The 15,494-nt window shown below is 67.6% G+C and carries 19 protein-coding genes; 5 read left to right on the forward strand and 14 right to left on the reverse strand.

The window, feature by feature from the left end; all coding sequences use genetic code 11:
• Positions 1-12: 12 nt before the first annotated feature.
• From ACFQXB_RS18155 to ACFQXB_RS18215, 13 genes are all read right to left on the reverse strand, one after another.
• Entirely contained in the window at positions 13-2,610 is a 2,598-nt protein-coding gene (locus ACFQXB_RS18155) for a VapE domain-containing protein (protein ID WP_377406638.1), read from the reverse strand.
• Between the two features lie 8 nt (positions 2,611-2,618).
• Positions 2,619-3,938: an ATP-dependent DNA helicase gene (locus ACFQXB_RS18160; RefSeq protein WP_377406640.1), complete on the reverse strand. Its 1,320-nt coding sequence runs from the start codon at positions 3,936-3,938 to the stop codon at positions 2,619-2,621.
• On the reverse strand, positions 3,935-4,684 hold the full coding sequence (locus tag ACFQXB_RS18165) for a hypothetical protein (protein ID WP_377406642.1): 750 nt from the start codon (positions 4,682-4,684) through the stop codon (positions 3,935-3,937). Before ACFQXB_RS18165 ends, ACFQXB_RS18160 begins: the two co-directional genes overlap by 4 nt.
• Positions 4,681-5,478, reverse strand: coding sequence for a hypothetical protein (locus tag ACFQXB_RS18170; RefSeq protein WP_377406644.1), 798 nt, complete (start codon positions 5,476-5,478; stop codon positions 4,681-4,683). The genes ACFQXB_RS18165 and ACFQXB_RS18170 overlap by 4 nt, the downstream gene beginning before the upstream one ends.
• On the reverse strand, positions 5,475-5,690 hold the full coding sequence (locus ACFQXB_RS18175) for a hypothetical protein (RefSeq protein WP_036731917.1): 216 nt from the start codon (positions 5,688-5,690) through the stop codon (positions 5,475-5,477). The genes ACFQXB_RS18170 and ACFQXB_RS18175 overlap by 4 nt, the downstream gene beginning before the upstream one ends.
• A 10-nt stretch (positions 5,691-5,700) precedes the next feature.
• Complete coding sequence (locus ACFQXB_RS18180; protein WP_036731919.1) at positions 5,701-5,928, reverse strand: DUF6511 domain-containing protein; 228 nt, start codon at positions 5,926-5,928, stop codon at positions 5,701-5,703.
• A gap of 140 nt (positions 5,929-6,068) precedes the next feature.
• Positions 6,069-6,299, reverse strand: coding sequence for a hypothetical protein (locus ACFQXB_RS18185; protein ID WP_113668847.1), 231 nt, complete (start codon positions 6,297-6,299; stop codon positions 6,069-6,071).
• Between the two features lie 79 nt (positions 6,300-6,378).
• A complete protein-coding gene (locus ACFQXB_RS18190; RefSeq protein ID WP_377406646.1) occupies positions 6,379-7,155 on the reverse strand; it encodes a hypothetical protein in 777 nt (258 codons plus the stop codon).
• Positions 7,156-7,177: 22 nt separating this feature from the next.
• On the reverse strand, positions 7,178-8,035 hold the full coding sequence (locus ACFQXB_RS18195) for an ATP-binding protein (protein WP_377406648.1): 858 nt from the start codon (positions 8,033-8,035) through the stop codon (positions 7,178-7,180).
• A 104-nt stretch (positions 8,036-8,139) separates the two neighbouring features.
• A complete protein-coding gene (locus ACFQXB_RS18200; RefSeq protein WP_377406650.1) occupies positions 8,140-8,622 on the reverse strand; it encodes a hypothetical protein in 483 nt (160 codons plus the stop codon).
• Positions 8,623-8,657: 35 nt separating this feature from the next.
• The gene (locus ACFQXB_RS18205; protein ID WP_377406652.1) at positions 8,658-9,005 is read right to left on the reverse strand and encodes a hypothetical protein; all 348 of its coding nucleotides are present in this window, start codon (positions 9,003-9,005) and stop codon (positions 8,658-8,660) included.
• Positions 9,005-9,271, reverse strand: a complete 267-nt coding sequence (locus ACFQXB_RS18210) for a helix-turn-helix transcriptional regulator (RefSeq protein ID WP_377406654.1) — start codon at positions 9,269-9,271, stop codon at positions 9,005-9,007. The genes ACFQXB_RS18205 and ACFQXB_RS18210 overlap by 1 nt, the downstream gene beginning before the upstream one ends.
• A 197-nt stretch (positions 9,272-9,468) precedes the next feature.
• On the reverse strand, positions 9,469-10,152 hold the full coding sequence (locus tag ACFQXB_RS18215; RefSeq protein WP_377406656.1) for a hypothetical protein: 684 nt from the start codon (positions 10,150-10,152) through the stop codon (positions 9,469-9,471).
• Positions 10,153-10,268: 116 nt separating this feature from the next.
• On the opposite strand from ACFQXB_RS18215, the gene ACFQXB_RS18220 reads away from it, so the two are divergent.
• The 5 genes from ACFQXB_RS18220 (at position 10,269) to ACFQXB_RS18240 (ending at position 14,783) form a co-directional block, all read left to right on the forward strand.
• Entirely contained in the window at positions 10,269-10,946 is a 678-nt protein-coding gene (locus ACFQXB_RS18220) for a LexA family transcriptional regulator (protein ID WP_055663674.1), read from the forward strand.
• A 20-nt stretch (positions 10,947-10,966) separates the two neighbouring features.
• Positions 10,967-12,295, forward strand: a complete 1,329-nt coding sequence (locus tag ACFQXB_RS18225) for an AbiJ-related protein (RefSeq protein ID WP_377406658.1) — start codon at positions 10,967-10,969, stop codon at positions 12,293-12,295.
• A 315-nt stretch (positions 12,296-12,610) separates the two neighbouring features.
• Positions 12,611-13,066 (forward strand): DUF2924 domain-containing protein, encoded by a 456-nt coding sequence (locus tag ACFQXB_RS18230; protein WP_377406659.1) that lies wholly within the window; start codon positions 12,611-12,613, stop codon positions 13,064-13,066.
• On the forward strand, positions 13,063-14,388 hold the full coding sequence (locus ACFQXB_RS18235; protein WP_377406661.1) for a recombinase family protein: 1,326 nt from the start codon (positions 13,063-13,065) through the stop codon (positions 14,386-14,388). Before ACFQXB_RS18230 ends, ACFQXB_RS18235 begins: the two co-directional genes overlap by 4 nt.
• Positions 14,385-14,783 (forward strand): hypothetical protein, encoded by a 399-nt coding sequence (locus ACFQXB_RS18240; protein ID WP_377406663.1) that lies wholly within the window; start codon positions 14,385-14,387, stop codon positions 14,781-14,783. Before ACFQXB_RS18235 ends, ACFQXB_RS18240 begins: the two co-directional genes overlap by 4 nt.
• 35 nt (positions 14,784-14,818) lie before the next feature.
• Here the strand turns inward: ACFQXB_RS18240 and ACFQXB_RS18245 are convergent, their stop codons facing one another.
• Positions 14,819-15,295, reverse strand: coding sequence for a hypothetical protein (locus ACFQXB_RS18245; RefSeq protein ID WP_377406665.1), 477 nt, complete (start codon positions 15,293-15,295; stop codon positions 14,819-14,821).
• Between the last annotated feature and the right edge of the window lie 199 nt (positions 15,296-15,494).

The following is a 15,494-nucleotide window of genomic DNA, read 5'->3' on the forward strand; positions in this document are numbered from 1 at the left end:
CTACTCGGTCGCCTATTTCCGATCCTGCCCCCTCCGATACCGCCACTCCCGCGGCGACTCGCGTCCGCCTTCGTCGCGTCGCCGATACCGCTCCCAGCCGTTGGCCTTGAGGTAGGCCGAGACGCGCATCTGGTCGCCGCGGGTCCAGCGAGCTGGTTCGAGACCGATGGCCTCCTCCAGGATCTCGCCGACCGACACATCCCTCAGAGGCTCGGGGCGCGGTACGCTCTCGGTGCGGGAGTTGCCGTAGTCGGGGAAGCCATCCGAGACGGTCCGGATCTCGTGCGTCAGCCAGTGTTCAATCAGGTCGTCCCAGGCGTCGGACTGGTAGCGGCGGTCCTGTTCCTCGCGGGCTTCCTCCAGCAGCGCCGGGTCGTCGATCCACCAGATCGCGCCGGCGCGGAAGCGGTGGACGGCCTCGGCCCAGAGCTGGTCCCGGTCGCGGGCGAGCGCCACGATGTCGATGACGCCGCAGCGGAGGGGCCAGAAGCGGCGGTTGCCGGTCTCGTCGCGCAGATAGGTGTCGGGGTTCACGGTACCGGCGAACACGCACTGGCGCGGGACCTCGACGGTGTAGCGGCCATAGGGCGGGCGGAAGCGGTCGGTGGTCCGCGTCAGGAACGCCTTGATGCGCGAGACCTCGGCACGGCCGATGGCATCGAGTTCGGCGATCTCCACGATCCAGACACCCTGCATGTGCAGCGCCGCGTCCTTCGACCCCAGCTCCGGCAGCTCGTCGGTGAACCATTCCTCGCCGGCCAGCACCTTGATCGCCGTGGACTTGCGCGCGCCCTGCGGCCCCTCGAGGATCAGCATATGGTCGGCCTTCACGCCGGGGCGATAGATGCGGGCAACGGCCGAGATCAGCCAGAGCGCGCCGATGGTGTGGTTGAACGCCGTGGGCTCGGCGCCGAGATAGTCGCTGGTCCAGGTCTCGATCCGGGGCGTGCCGTCCCATGTCAGGGTGTCGAGCCAGTCGCGGACGGGATGGACGCGCAGCTCGCGGGCGACCGCGCCGACGGCGCGGCTCACGACCACCGGTGCCACGTTGATGCCGCGCAGCTGCAGCCACTCGGCGGTGCGGATGTCGTCGGCATCCTCCCAGGGGCGCGGGAGCGAGGCAGCGGCGCCGTCCCACGGGAGTGGCTGACGCACCACGATCTCCTGCCCGAACTCGTCGAAGGCAAGAACGCCGGCGAAGGCCGGATCGGAGGTCAGGGCGACGATGACGTTGGCCTCGTTGCGCTCGGGCGCGCCCGCGAGGTCGAGCCGGAGGCGCCTGAACCAGGCGGGCTTCGGGATCGGCGCGTGCGGATCGCCGGTGGCGTTCACGCGGCGGCGAAGCTCGGCCAGTTGTTGGGTCAGGACCGACATACCGATGCCTGTCGCGGACTTGATCCGCGCGATGACCTGCCGTTCGGGCAGCGGGTCGAGCTTCGCCAGTGCGATGCGCCCGAGCAGCGTGGACAGCGCTTCGAACTCGGGCGGGTTGGTCAACGCCTCGGCCGCGGCGATCAGGGTCGCGGGATCGTCGGCGGACGCGACGACGGGAGTGGCCGTCTCCGGCTCGACCGGATCCGCGGCCTGCGGCTCCGCTTCAGTTTCCGTGTCGCGCGTGTAGTCCTCCGCGCGAGCGCCGCGCTGCAGATCGTCGTTGAAGTCGTCGCCATGGAGCGGGGTGACGATCTCGTTCGGGATGTCTGCGCGGTTCAGACGGTCCGAGAGCGTCGCTCCCGCCTGGCGGCCGGCGTCCCCCGCATCTGCGTAGATGGTGACGCGCCGGGTGCCCTCGGGCCATTGGAACCGCGCCAGACCGTCGGCCGACAGCGCTGCCCAGACCGACGTGCCGAAGAGCGCGTGCGCGGCGAGTGCCGTCTCGATCCCCTCGGCGATGCCGATATGCCCGTCCTGGGGCATCGGGCACAGCCGGACCACGGTGTTCTTCACGCTGCCGAGCATCTTCTTGCCGGCAGGCGCCTTCGCGCTGCCGTCGTCGAGCAGGAAAGTGCGGTGGATACCCGGCGCGCGCTCGCCGTCCGGCAGCCGCAGGATCGCGATCAGGCCGGGCCAGCCGCGGCAGCTGTCGAAGTCCGGAAGATCGGGATGGAACAGCAGGTCGGGCGATCCGGGATCCGCCAACCTGCGAGCGCGCAGGTAGGTCTCGCCTGGCGTGCCCGCGAGCGGCACCGCCCCGCTGAGAAGCCGCGCAATCTCGGCCGAGTGGTCGGGCCGCGCGCGCATGGGCGACGCCGGGGCTGTCCGCGGCGCAGGGTGTTCCATCCCCGCGAGCCGCGCCGCCTCGTCGAAGAGCGCGCCGTCACAGAGGGCGGTCGCCTGCGCAATCAGGTCGATGGGGCCGGCCCGCTCGCCGGTGGCGTAGTCGAAGCCCCACCCGGCATAGGGTCCGTCGAGATGGATGGTGCAGGAGCCCTCCTTGCGCGGCGGGCGCCCGGAGAGGTCCGCGCAGCGCAAGGAACGACGGTCCCGCGCGAGCCGGGCCTCGGGGAACAGCCCCGGCAGCCAGTCGGCCGCGGTGCATGCCAGCCGCTCCTTCACGGCAGCGAGGTCGTACCGGGTCTTCGGGACCGCGATGTCGTTGAGGTCGATCATCGCACCCCTCAGGCCAGAAGGACGAGCCCGCGCTCGGCCCGGGTGATCGCGGTGTAGAGCCAGCGGCGCCGGTCGATCTCGTTGCGGCCCAGCCCGTCGTCCCAAACGATCACGTTCTCCCACTGCGAGCCCTGCGCCTTGTGCGCGGTGATCGCCCAGCCGAAGGTCGCCTCAGTCAGCAGGCGCTTCTCTTTGTAGTCGCGGTCATGGCGCTTGTTGTCGTAGGCGACATGGTCCTCGAAATGCCCCTTGTAGATGCGCAGCCGGCCCGGACGCCCGTCCTCATAGGGCTCGCCGATGTGGCGCCCGTCCTCGTCATGGACGACGGCGGAGAAGTAGAGGCTGCCCTCGTCGACGATGTCCTCGAGCGTCACGAACATCCCGTTGATCAGCCCGAGATCGTTCTGGTTCTTCAGGCAGATGATCTTCTCGGCCGGTCCCGTGGGCAGCCAGGTCCCGCCGAGCCCGGCGGCCGCGCGCATGGCGTTGTTGATCTGCAGCCGCGTGGCGTTCAGCCCGCAGATCAGCTGGCCGCCGCGCAGCGCCTGTTCCGGCGTAATGTCGCCCTTGCGGAGCTTGGCGACATGGTCGTCGTAGACGCCAAAACCGATCGGCCGCCCCTCACGCGCCATGGTGGCGAGACGGATGATCGCGCTCTCGGCCGCCTGGCGGTGGATCTCGGTCAGCATCACGTCCGGCTCGTCGCGGGTGAAGGCGCCTTCGCCCCGGATCGGCGGCAGCTGGCCGGGATCGCCGAGCACGAGGATCGGCTTGCCGAAGCTCATCAGGTCGCGCGCCATCTCCTCGCCGACCATCGACACCTCGTCGAGCACGATGAGCCGAGCGTCCGCGGCGTCGCTCTGCGGGTTCAGGGCGAAGCGCGGATGCTTCATCGCTGAGAGCCCCTGGCGCATCGCCTCGATCGCGGCATCGGCCGTTGTGCGCGCGAACCCGGTGAGACGGAGCGCGTCGCGTTCGGCCATCGCGATCTTGCGGGCAGCCTCCTCGATTTCCTCCTCTGTCGACTCGATCACCGAGTAGATCAGGCTGTGAATGGTGCGCGCCGGCGTGCCCTTGCGGGTCAGCACCAGCGCGGCCTTGCCGGTGAAGGTGGCGGTCACGACGCCCGGGACACACCGGCCGTCCTTCGCGCTGCGGTGGGGCGAGAGGCCGAGCTCGTCGAGCGCGAACTTCAGCACGGTGGTCTTGCCGGACCCGGCATAGCCGAAGAGGCGGAACACCTGCTGCTGCTCGGTCCGGGACTCGAACCACTCCTTGATCTCGCGGATCGCGGCGGCCTGCGTGGCGGATGGGGTGAACTCGGTCATTGCTGAGGCATCTCCACTGCGTAATCCTTGACGATCCCGCCGCGGGTCGGATCGCCCACCTCACACGGACGGACGAAGACCCGGCGCCCGTCGGCCAGCTGTCGCCAGTGACCGCGGCGGATGTGCCAGCGCGGGCTGGCGTGACTGCCGCCCTGCGGCGGCGTCGCTGCCCGCAGGCGCGCCGGATCGATGGCGACCTGGCGCCAGACCCATCCGCGCACGCCCTCGCGGGCCAGGCGAGACCGTTTCGCGAGCGACACCTTGCGATCGCGGATTTCCGGGGACGCGCCGAGGATGGTCAGCGCGCGCCAGACGATGCCGGCGGCGACTTCGCCGTGACCGCGGACCGTCTCGTCGTGTCGCTCGGCCGGGTTGCCCTCGATCTCCGCCTTGCCGTCCGGATGCATCCAGATCCGCACCAGGCAATCCGTCCAGCCGCGCGGCGCCCGCTTGCGCATGAGGAACGTGGCCTCGACGATGTCACTGTCGGCGCGAGCGCAGACGATCAGGCCCGAGGGAGACGCGCGCTGCTCGCGCACCTCGAAGATCACGGACGGGTGCGGCAGCCGAAGCGGGCCGGTCAGCACCCGGGTCATCGCGCGGTCGACGATATCGCCATCGAACGCGGCCTGATCGTCGAAGAAATAGATCGGCGCGAACTCCGCCGCTCCGAGCAGGTCGGAGCACCAGAACCGCTCGCGATGCGCGCGCACGATCCGCTTGAGCTCATAGGCGTCGGGGATCATCGCCGCTCTCCCCAGCACCGGCCTGCCCAGGCACAAGGAGCGTGCCACTTGCCGGCCGCCATGCCGCCCCTGCAGAGGACTGCGGTAGGCTCGGCCGCCGCGCGCGGCAACCATTCCCTCGCCTCGGAGGCCCGCACCACCGCGACGGCGCGATCTGACATTTCCTGCGCGAGATGCGCGTCGAAGGGCACGAGCTCGGCGTGCAGCTCCATCGTGTCGCGGTTCAGCGCGGTGAAGAGCGCCGGGGCCGGCAGCTCCATGTAAGCCTGATAGAGCGCGATCTGGGCGGCGTAGACGGGGCGCGCGAGGCTGACGCCGCGCTTGACCACATCCTTCCAGCTGGCCGCGCCGAGCGCCTTGTTCTCCCAGAGCGCGGGATAGTCCATCGCGACCGGGCCTGAGACGAAGCAGCCGTCGATATGGCCCTTGAAGCGCCCGCCGAGGGCTTCAAAGCCGAACTGACGGCCGTCCGGACGCTCGGTGCGCAGGTCGAACCCGGCGATCCGGAACCAGCCCGCGACGATGTCCTCGGCCCGGTGGCCCGCCTCGAAGATGCGCAGCGTGCGTGGTGCGAACTCCTGGCCTTCGTCCTTGGGCACCGCGAGGAAGTCGTACTGGATCTGGCGCAGGCAGTCGCGGCCGAGACCCGAGGAGCTGACATAGGTGCGCGGACGCTCTGCGCGGTTGCGCGCGGACAGCGCCGTGTCGATGGCCGTGGACACGGCTTCCGCGATGGGCGGGCGCGGCGCGTCGGCGCCGTAGAGGCAGCCCGAGCCATGGTTCAGGTCGATCATCGCTCGCGCTCCCAGAACCCGCCGGCCTGCGCGATGCAGGTCAGCTTGTGGAACTGCGCGTCCGTCAGCCGGGTGCTGTCGCCGAACCGCGCGAGCTTCTCGCGGAGGCTGTCGCAGAACTCGATCTCGAAATCGGTGACGGCGTTCTCGGTGGCAGCCTCGAGCAGGTGCTTCCAGCTGCAGGACGGGGTGTCGTCGTTCAGGTCGATCATCGCCGCGCTCCTAAAATGGGATCGGGTCGTCGAGGACCGTGCCGGTGCGCTCCTTGCGCGCGGCCTGCTCCTGCATGCTGTCGATGTAGCCGGTGACCGCCGCCTCGATCAGGCGGTCGATGTCCTCGGCGCTGCGGTGGAAGAAGGGCTCCATGAGCCCGAGGTCGGTGAGCGCTTCGGCGAAGAGCGTCCGCGCATCGCGGATCGCACGGGCCTCGCGCGCGGTCTTGTCGATCATGCCGTTGTTCTTTCGGGCAATGGCGCTGCCCACGTCCTGACAGCGGCGCGAGCAGAAGCGGTGGTAGGGGTGGCGATCCCAGCGGAGGCCGTGGCAGTAGCCGAAGCCGCGCGCCTCGCGGGCGCAGACGGCGCAGAGCGCTACCCGAGCAAGAAGCTCCCGATCGGGTCCTCGGGCGGCCAGCCCGCCCTCTGGAGCTTTTCGGACTGGAGCACGATCCAGCGCGAGATCGCATTGCTGGCCATGGCTTCCAGATCGCCGAGGCTGAGGCTTGCGATGGGGGCGTGCAGTCTTCCTCGGGCCTCGAGCCATCGTCCGATCTCCAGAGCCGCCTCGCGCGTCACGTGCGCCTGCCATTCATCCGGGGTCATCGGCCCGGCAGGATCGCGCCGGGCCTCGGGCGGCGGCGAAGGCCGGGTTGACCTCCGCCGCCGTGCTGCCGACCGCGCCTCACCCATTGAGCCAGGCGGGCATACCGGTCGCCGGCGCTCCGCCCGGCGCGGACGGCGGTGACGCGGGCGGCTGCTGGGCGGGCTGCTGCTGTGTGGGCTGCTGCGGGACCGGCGCCTGTGCGCCCCAGGCCGGAGCCGCCGCCGGGGCTTGCGGTTGCGCACCCCATGCCGGCGTGGGCGCCTGCCAGCCCGGCGTCGGCGCGCTCGCGGCCTTGCGCGGCGGGGCGTTGACGGGCTCCGGAGGAACGGCTTGGCCGCGCATGATCGCGGCATGCTGCGGCTCGTCGGGCAGAACGACGTTGGCGATGCGGTTCTGGTCGCGGTACTGCGGGTTGGAGGCGGGCTCCACCATGATCCGCGCAGCGAAGACGATGCCGTCGAGATGCTTGAGCCCGGGCAGCACCCGCTTGGCCTTGGCGTCAGGGCTCTCGTCCCTGGGATCGAGCCCGAGAGCGCTGTCGACCATCGCCCGAAAGGTGGATTTCGAGATCTTCCAGCCGATCGACTGGCCCTTCTCGTCGACCTTGCCGCCGGCGACGGTGAAGCTCTGCCAGAACTTCCGCCGGGCATGCGGCCCCTCGAGGATGGTGAACTCGCAATCCAGCATCTTCGCGTCGCTCGATTGCGAGGCCTTCAGAAGCTTCGCGTCCATCGGGGTGGCGCCGTCGACGCCGCCGAGGCGCACGGTCAGGCGGACCTTGGCGAAGGTGCCATCGGGGATCAGCTCGCCGATGGGGGCCATCTGCGGCTGGGCGTCGTTGAGATCGTAGCTCATGGGTCTGTCCTTTGCGTCTGGATCAGGAAGGGTTGGCAGAGTGGGCGGGCGTGCGGCCGTCGATCTTCGCGATCAGCGCGCCGAGATCGGGCGCCTCGGTCACATCGAGACGACCGGAGCGGTCCTTGGCGGGAAGGCCCCAGGGGTTGCCGGAGCGGCAGACGAGGCGGCGCTCGGCGGAGGTCTCCTCCAGGGTCCATTCGCCCTTGGCGTCGCGGCCGAAGAGCTGCATGGAGACCACCTGGTCGACGATCCCCGGCAACTCGCGCCCGGCCTTCGTGCCCTCCATCTGCGGCTGCCAGGTCGTCGTGCCGAACTCGTCGGTGACCTTCTCGAGCACGCCGACGAAGATCACCGTCTTGCCGCGCGCGTGCTGGAGATGCTTCAGCGCCTGGATCACCTCGCGCCCCAGGAGCCCGTAGGCGCCGCGGACATCGGGCTTGCCGGTCCGCTCGGAGAAGGCCTCGGGCTGCTGGCGGGCATAGGCCATGGCCTGCCGCGTCAGGTCGGTGATCGAGTCGACGAAGACGATCCGCTTCCGGGCGAGGAAGTCCTCGATGCCGGTGCCGAGATACTGCTGCTGCAGCCAGGCGTGATACTCGGCGCCGTACCAGGACTTCGGATGCTGGGACGGATCGTGGCCGCCAATCAGCACGGCGAGGTCGCGGAAATCGGTGAAGCTGCGCACCGGGATCGAGTCCCCGCGCCAGTCCTGCACCGACTTCATGCCGGCCTCGAGATCGAGACAGACCGTCTCCTCGGCGGGCAGGGATTTCAGGAGCGTCGTCTTGCCGACGCCGGGCGGGCCGAAGATGGCGAGGGAGGTCTTGTTCTCGGCGGTCGAGAGCCGTTCGTCGGCGGTGATGATGCGGAAGGCCATGGGGTTCTCCGGGAGTTGCGTTCAGGGTGCGCGGCGGCGGGGGTGACCGGGTGCCGAAGGGGAACCTGCCCGGCGTTGCCGTGCGGGCGTCCCGCCGCCGCGCGTCACCGGTCTCGAGCCTCGAGCCGGAAGACGGGTTTGCCGGTGGTCTCGCTGCGCGCGTCAGCGAAGCCGTCGCGCATCGCCGCGGGCCAGGTGCCGAAGCGCCGCTCGGGCACGCGGTAGGCGATCTCGAGATACTCGGTCGGATCGTCGCCGGCGGCGCGGATGCGCTCGGCCATGGCGGCAAGCCGGTCCTGATCCCAGGAAACCTTCTTCGGTAGGTCGGCGACGATCACGACGCCCTCGTCCTCGACCCGCACCGTGCCGCTGGTCTTGCCCTGAGCGGCCCGTTCCGCCGCGGCGGCGGCCTCGTAGCGTTGCGCGATGCCGGCCTCGAGCCGGTCCCGCAGCCGCTTCACGCGGGCCGTCTCGGCGAGCGCCGTCGTCTGCAAATCCAGCAGCATCTCGGGCGGCAGCGCCGCGATGTCGCCGAGGGCGAGACGTTCGAGATCGTTGAAATGCGGGGTGTTGTCGGGATGCGGCATGGCGGGGTCTCCGTTGGAAGGGAATGGCAGGGCCATCACGCGGCGCGCTCTTCGAGGAGCAGCGCCGAGAGCGAGGGAGCGGCGGCCTTCGGTCTGGGCCGGGCGACGGCGATGTAGGCGAAGCGGTCGGGGCCCACGCGCTCCTGCACGAGGTGGACGAGGCCCTTCTCGAAGGCGCCCAACGCGGCCTGACCGAGATCGGCAAGCTGACGGCGTTCGGGCTCGGGTAAGGTCGAAATCACCGGCGTGACGTCGATCCCGAGAAAGCCGCGGTGATACTCGATCCGGGCGCCAGCCTCGGCCTGTGCGATCCAGGCGTAGAGCTCGACATCGGTGAGCTTCGGCGTCGCCACGCGGGCGCCGATCGGGGTTGCGGCGACCATCAGCATACCCGTGCGGCCCGCGCGGGGTCCGCGGTCAGACGGCAGGGCGCGTGGCCGACGCGCGCGACGGCGTCGTTGATCTTCAGCGCACGCTGAAGCTGGCTCTGCTCGAAGGCTTCGACGTCGGCGAGCCGGTAGAGCACGCGCCCACCGAGCTTGAGGAAGGCCGGTCCCTGGCCGCTGTATCGCCAGCGTTCCAGCGTCCGGTGGGAGATCCCCCAGCGCCGGGCCAGCTCCTTCTGGTTCAGGCAATGCCTCTGCAGCATCGGTGTCTCCTCTCGTTGTCGAGGAGAACATGCGAAATTCCGCAGTGGGATGTCGTCAGGATCGGCGGGGGATGCGGAGGGGGATCAGTCAGCCCTTTCAGGACTGGTGTTTGGCCGCTGGCGGGGCGCCGTCATCCCCCACCATCCCTCACCCATCCCCCTCCCGGTCCCACAGAGGCCGAGCGGCAGGGGATAGGTCAGTCGAGATTCAGACGGTAGCCGCCACGCCGGTCGGAGCGGATCAGATGCCGCCAGTCCTTCTGCGACTTGAAGACGTCGGCCATGCGCAGGCTTTTCGAGCCCGCGCGCGACAGGATCGCCTTGCCGTTCTGCCAGGGCGCCCCGGCCTGCGCCGCCTCGTGCAGCGCGCGCACGACTTCCGCCTGGATCGGGCCCAGCTTGAACCGGCATCCGTTGCAGCGGACTTCGAAGTAATCGACCGAGTGGATGAAGGTCGCCTCCTCCATCGGCTGTCCGCCCGGCGAGAACCCGGTCTCGATCTCGAAACGGTCGCGTTCATCTCGCCTTAGAAGGAGGTCGCCGATCATGACGAGGACGGGCTTCGCATCGCCCCAGGTCGTCGCGTAGTCGGCCTTCGGCGTCCGGAAGCTCTCGAGATGGACCTCGCCACACCGGAAAAGTTGGAACACATCGCGGGCGTGGAGATCGAGCAGGCCGCTGTGGTAGCTTTGCTCGCACGGCACCTTGTACGGCTCGCCTCGCTCGTCCTCCTCGATGTCACCGAACTCCATGGGCACGCCGAACACGCGCACCGACAGACGCAGCTTATCGTTCTCCGCGAGGTAAATCAGGTCGGCCTCGGTGATCTGCCAGCGCTCGAGGATCTCGGGAAGCGTGAAGTACGATTTGTCGATGTGCATTCACTGCCCTCCGCGCCGATTCCCGTGCAAGATGTTTACCTTCTGTTCTTATTCGCTTGACGGGCCTCGATCAATCCGATTTTATCCTATTTCATCCACAGATGGGTGGGGATGACATGACCGAGCACCACACGCTTTCCGACCGCCTCAGAGCCCGGGCCAATCAGCTCGGCATCAGTCCCGCCCACGTCGCCGAGATGGCCGGCGTGAACCGGTCCTTCGTCTACGACATCCTCCGAGGCCGTTCAGCCCGACCTGGTATAGACCGGCTGGCCGAGGTCGCCCGCGTGCTGAAGGTGGATCGCGACTGGCTGATCCATGGCATCGGTGAGGTGGAGGGGAAGCCCCCCTTCCTGGACAATCCTGACGACGCCTTCGTGGCCATCGCCCACGCCACCCCGCGCCCCGCGATGGGCGGCGGCGCCGTCGTGACCGAGGACGGCGACACGCCCGGCCGGGTCTATCATTTCCGCCGCTCCTGGATCCGAAACAGCCTCAAGGCCACTCCGTCGCAGCTGCGCATCATGCATGTCGAAGGCGACAGCATGGCGCCGACGCTGTTGAGCGGCGACGCGGTGCTGGTCGACATGACCCGTCGCGCCCCCAACCCGCCCGGCATCTTCGTTCTGGACGACGGGATGGGACTGGTGGCCAAGCGGCTGGAGCACATCCCCAACAGCGACCCGCCCGCGGTGCGCGTCATCTCCGACAACAAGCACTACCCCGAATACGAAAGAACGGCCGACGAGATCCACATCGTCGGCCGCATCCGTTGGTTCGCGCGGGAGTTATAGCTGTGGCAGGTGACGGAGAGTTGGATGATCTGTTCGAGCTGGCGGGCTGCTGCTTTCGGGATGCCATGAGGGCCGTCGATATCGAGGCATTCTTCTCCAGACGCGACATCCCACTTGCAGAAGGGACCAGCAAGAAGACGGTTGCACAGAATACCCTTGCAAGCCTTCCGCCAACAAAGGCGCTGGCTCTGGTCCTCGAGTTTGCACGAGAACGGCGCGATATTGGCCTACAGGACCGGGTGTACCTCCTGCAGGACAAGGACCAAACGGAGATCTCCGCGATCACTCGCGACCGGGTGGCCGATCGCCTTGGTGCCGGGATCCATGGACAAGGCATTCGTCCGGACGTGATCGAGGAGCTATTCGATCTGAGTTCGCCTGCGGACTTCTTCGACGGCCCCACCAAGATCGAAGAGCTCAGACAACACGCGACTGGCGCGGCCCCGTTGTGGAACGCGAAGGAGGTCTTCGAATTCATCGGGGCCATAACATGTCCTTCGAGGAGGTTCGCGCAGCTGATCGAGACCGTTCTGGATCCCCGGTTTCGTGATGCCGACGACCAGGCTGCGCTGGCAGCGGACTTGACCCGCATCCTGCAGCTCGATGGTTACGAGGTTGCTCAGACAGGAGAGGTCTCGGGCCGCGCAACATTCTCGGTACGCCCCGTTCGCCGCGGCGTCGACGGGCGGCCGAAGAACCTGATCTTCGCTTCCAACGGACCAAAGCCGAGGCTCGGGTTCTCGGATGCGATCGACAACGAAGTCGTCGTGCTCGAGCATGCCGACAGCTGCCTCATTTACGAGCGCCCCATCGGCAATGGGTTGTCATGGCTCGACCTGGTCCGTTGGTGGATGGAGCAAAAGGGGCTCGCCGACCTCGCTGAGGCACGCACCAGCCTCGGGCGGCGTCTACTTGCTTCGCTTGACGACGGTCCTGAGCAGGAATTCTTCAAGGCGTACTTCCGCAATTTCGCTGAGCGACTTGGAGACCAGCTGCCGGCGCTCATCCCGCAGGTTTACCTGCACTACGATCCAGAGATCGCGAGGCGTCTCGCGGACAAACGCGTTCTGTTCCGGCAGCGCATGGACTTTCTGATGCTCTTGCCTGGCCGACAGAGGATCGTCCTCGAGATTGACGGCAAGCACCACTATGCGAAAGGTGAGCGCGCCGATCCCGGCCTGTACGCCGAAATGGTTGCGGCTGATCGAAACCTTCGCCTCCGCGGCTACGAGGTGTTTCGATTCGGGGGCTCGGAATTCTCTCACCCGAAGGGATCGATGCAGGAATCTGTCGACGAGCTTGTGAAGTCATTCTTCGAGGAGCTGTTCGTCGTCCATCGGGTAGGATAGAGCATCCCAAGAACACCGCAGAGTTACGCAGCACTCCCCTAAGCATCTGAAAGTAATTGTTTTCGGGGTGCGTGCGGGTAGCGTTTCTCCCATGAGAAACGCGCCGACATATCCGCGGCTGGGCTCGAACCCGCTGCCGCCCGACCAGATGACCCCCGCCGAGCGACGCGCCGAACTGTGTAGACTGCTGGCGCTCGGGCTGGTCCGATTGCGGCTGCGGGAGCGCGGTGAACCTTCTGACGAGACTGGAGAAATTCGCCTACACTCTCCGGCCGACCGATGCCGTCATGCAACTCCAACTGACCGGAGAAATGCATGAACAAGGCCGATCCCATCCCCGCGCGCCTGGCTGCGCTGAAAACCGCCACAACGCCGGAACTGAAGGCGCAGTGGCGCGACCTGTTCGACAGCGAGCCGCCGCCGTTCAACCGACGCTACCTGGAGAGCCGGCTGGCCTATCGCATCCAGGAGCTCGCCTATGGTGGCCTGAAGCCCGAGACGATCCGGCGGCTGGAACGGCTGGGCGAGGAACTCGACGGCGGTGACAAGAAGAAGCGCGGCATGCGCCTCGACCATGACCGCCCCATCACCGGCACGCGGCTGCTCCGCGAGTGGCAAGGTGTCGAGTACATCGTCACCGTCACCGCTGACGGCTTCGAATGGCAGGGGCGGCCGTACAAGTCGCTGTCCGCTATCGCGCGCGCCATCACGGGCACGCGCTGGAATGGCTGGGTGTTCTTCGGCCTCAAGAATCGGAGGGCGCGGACATGACGAAGGCCCCTGCAAAATCAGGAATGGTCCGGAAACTCCGGTGCGCGATCTACACTCGGAAATCCTCCGAGGAAGGGCTGGAGCAGGAGTTCAACTCGCTCCACGCCCAGCGCGAGGCATGCGAAGCCTACATCGCCAGCCAGCGCTCAGAGGGCTGGGTGCTGGTCCGCGATCAGTATGACGACGGCGGCATCTCCGGCGGCACGCTGGAGCGCCCGGGCCTACAGCGGTTGCTGGAGGACATCGAGGACGGGCTGGTGGACGTGGTCGTCGTCTACAAGATCGACCGCCTGTCCCGCTCTCTGGCCGATTTCGCCAAGCTGGTCGAGGTGTTCGACCGGAACGGCGTGACCTTCGTCTCGGTCACCCAGTCGTTCAACACGACCACGTCCATGGGGCGACTGACGCTGAACATCCTGCTGTCCTTCGCCCAGTTCGAGCGCGAGGTTACGGCCGAGCGGATCCGCGACAAGGTTGCCGCAAGCCGGAGGAAGGGCATGTGGATGGGCGGGGTGCCGCCTTACGGCTACCGCGTCGAAAACCGGAAGCTGGTAGTCGACGAAGAAGCCGCCGAGCATGTCCGCTGGATCTTCGCCTGCTTCCTCGAAATCGGCTCGGGCACGGAACTGGCGCGCGAGGTCGCGAAGCGCGGCATCCGCACGCCCCGCGGCAACCGGATCGACAAGAAGTACCTCTACCGCGTGCTGAACAATCGCGCCTACATCGGCGAGGCGGTCCACAAGGGCGAGAGCTATCCCGGCGAGCACGACGCGATCATCGACCGCGAAACGTGGGATCGCGTGCACGCCATCCTGCAGGAGAGCCCGCGAAAGCGCGCCGCCCGCACCCGCGCCGAGACGCCCGCGCTGCTGAAGGGCCTGCTGTTCGGACCCGATGGCGCGGCCTTCTCGCCGACCCACACCCGCAAGGGCGACAGGCTCTACCGCTACTATGTCAGCCAGACCGTGTTGAAGCACGGCGCCGGGGCTTGCCCCGTGGGACGCGTGCCTGCGGGCGAGCTCGAGGGCGCCGTCATAGACCAGCTCCGCGCTGTGTTCCGCCAGCCGGAGATCGTGGCCGGGACGTGGAAGGCGGCGCGGGCCCACGCCGACGACATCTCCGAGGCCGACGCCCGTGCGGCGCTGCACCAACTCGACCCGCTGTGGGACGAACTCTTTCCCGCCGAGCAGGCCCGCATCGTGGCGTTGCTGGTCGAGCGCGTGGACATCGGCACGGAGGGCCTGAACGTCCGCCTCCGTGTCGACGGCCTCGGTGGCCTCGCGCGCGAGATGCTGGCTGGCAGTATCGGAGAGGCCGCATGAGCCGAGGGTCGCCGATCCCCGAGACCGTGACGCTGCACGTTCCGTTCCTTGTAGTGAAGCGAGGCGGGCGGAAGGAGATGCAGTTGCCGGAAGGTGGCACGTACTCGCGGCGGTCCGACAACACGCTGGTCAAGGCGCTGGCGCGCGCGTTCCGGTGGAAGCGCATGCTGGAGTTGGGCGATTTCGCCACCATCGCCGAACTGGCCGAGCGCGAGGGGATCGCGCCCTCCTACATGACACGCGTCCTGCGCCTGACACTGCTTGCGCCCGACATCGTCGAGGCGATCCTGGACGGGAAAGCGCCGGACGTGACGCTGGTGCGCGTGCTGGAGCCGTTTCCGGCGGAGTGGGAGCGCCAGTACTTAAGTATTTGTGCCATAAAATCCAACGCTTAGTTCAGTTGACCTTGAGCCCTATGTCCCGCCCGAAGTCAGGTTCCTCTAACAGAGCCGGCTGGAGCATTCTGGAACGGAGCTCCTTCTGCTTCGGCGATGTTGAGAATCTCGACACCGCGCAATGCCTGCTTGACTGACGGGGCCTTCGCCCAGTCTCGCGCGGCGTATCCGCTCAGAGTGGCCGCAATCCCGCACTGCCAGTCCTTCAGGTTGCCTGTCTCTGCACCCCACTGACTGATTGCGATCCATTCCTGGGCGGAGGTTCCCTGGCAGCGATGCATCGCATCCAGTTCGGCAGGGCTGAGGGACGGGTCGGCAGGTCTTTCCCTGCCCTTCCCCTTGCCTGTATCCTGCGTTGTGCCGCCGATTTCCGGCGGCAGTGTTGATGGCAGGGGAAGGTCTAGGCCCCGGATCGCCTTCCAGCACTCGGCCTTCTTGCACCATTCGGTCACGTTCTTGCCGTTGGATGTCTCGACGATCGCATCACGAATCTCGTATGCCCAGTCACGCATGAGTTCGACGATCTCATCCGAGAGTTCCTGCTTTCTCCAAATTGCGTCGAGATCGACCTGCCTCCCCGTGCGGTGTGACAGATAGGCAACGACATAGGTTGCGACGTATCCGTCCGGTCTGACTGGCGTTGACTTATTGAGGTGTCCAGTTCCAGGGCATCAGTTCGTCAATATGGGGCATTTTGTGATCTGCGACGCG

The organism is Halodurantibacterium daqingense (assembly GCF_042666235.1).
Classification (GTDB): domain Bacteria; phylum Pseudomonadota; class Alphaproteobacteria; order Rhodobacterales; family Rhodobacteraceae; genus Halodurantibacterium; species Halodurantibacterium daqingensis.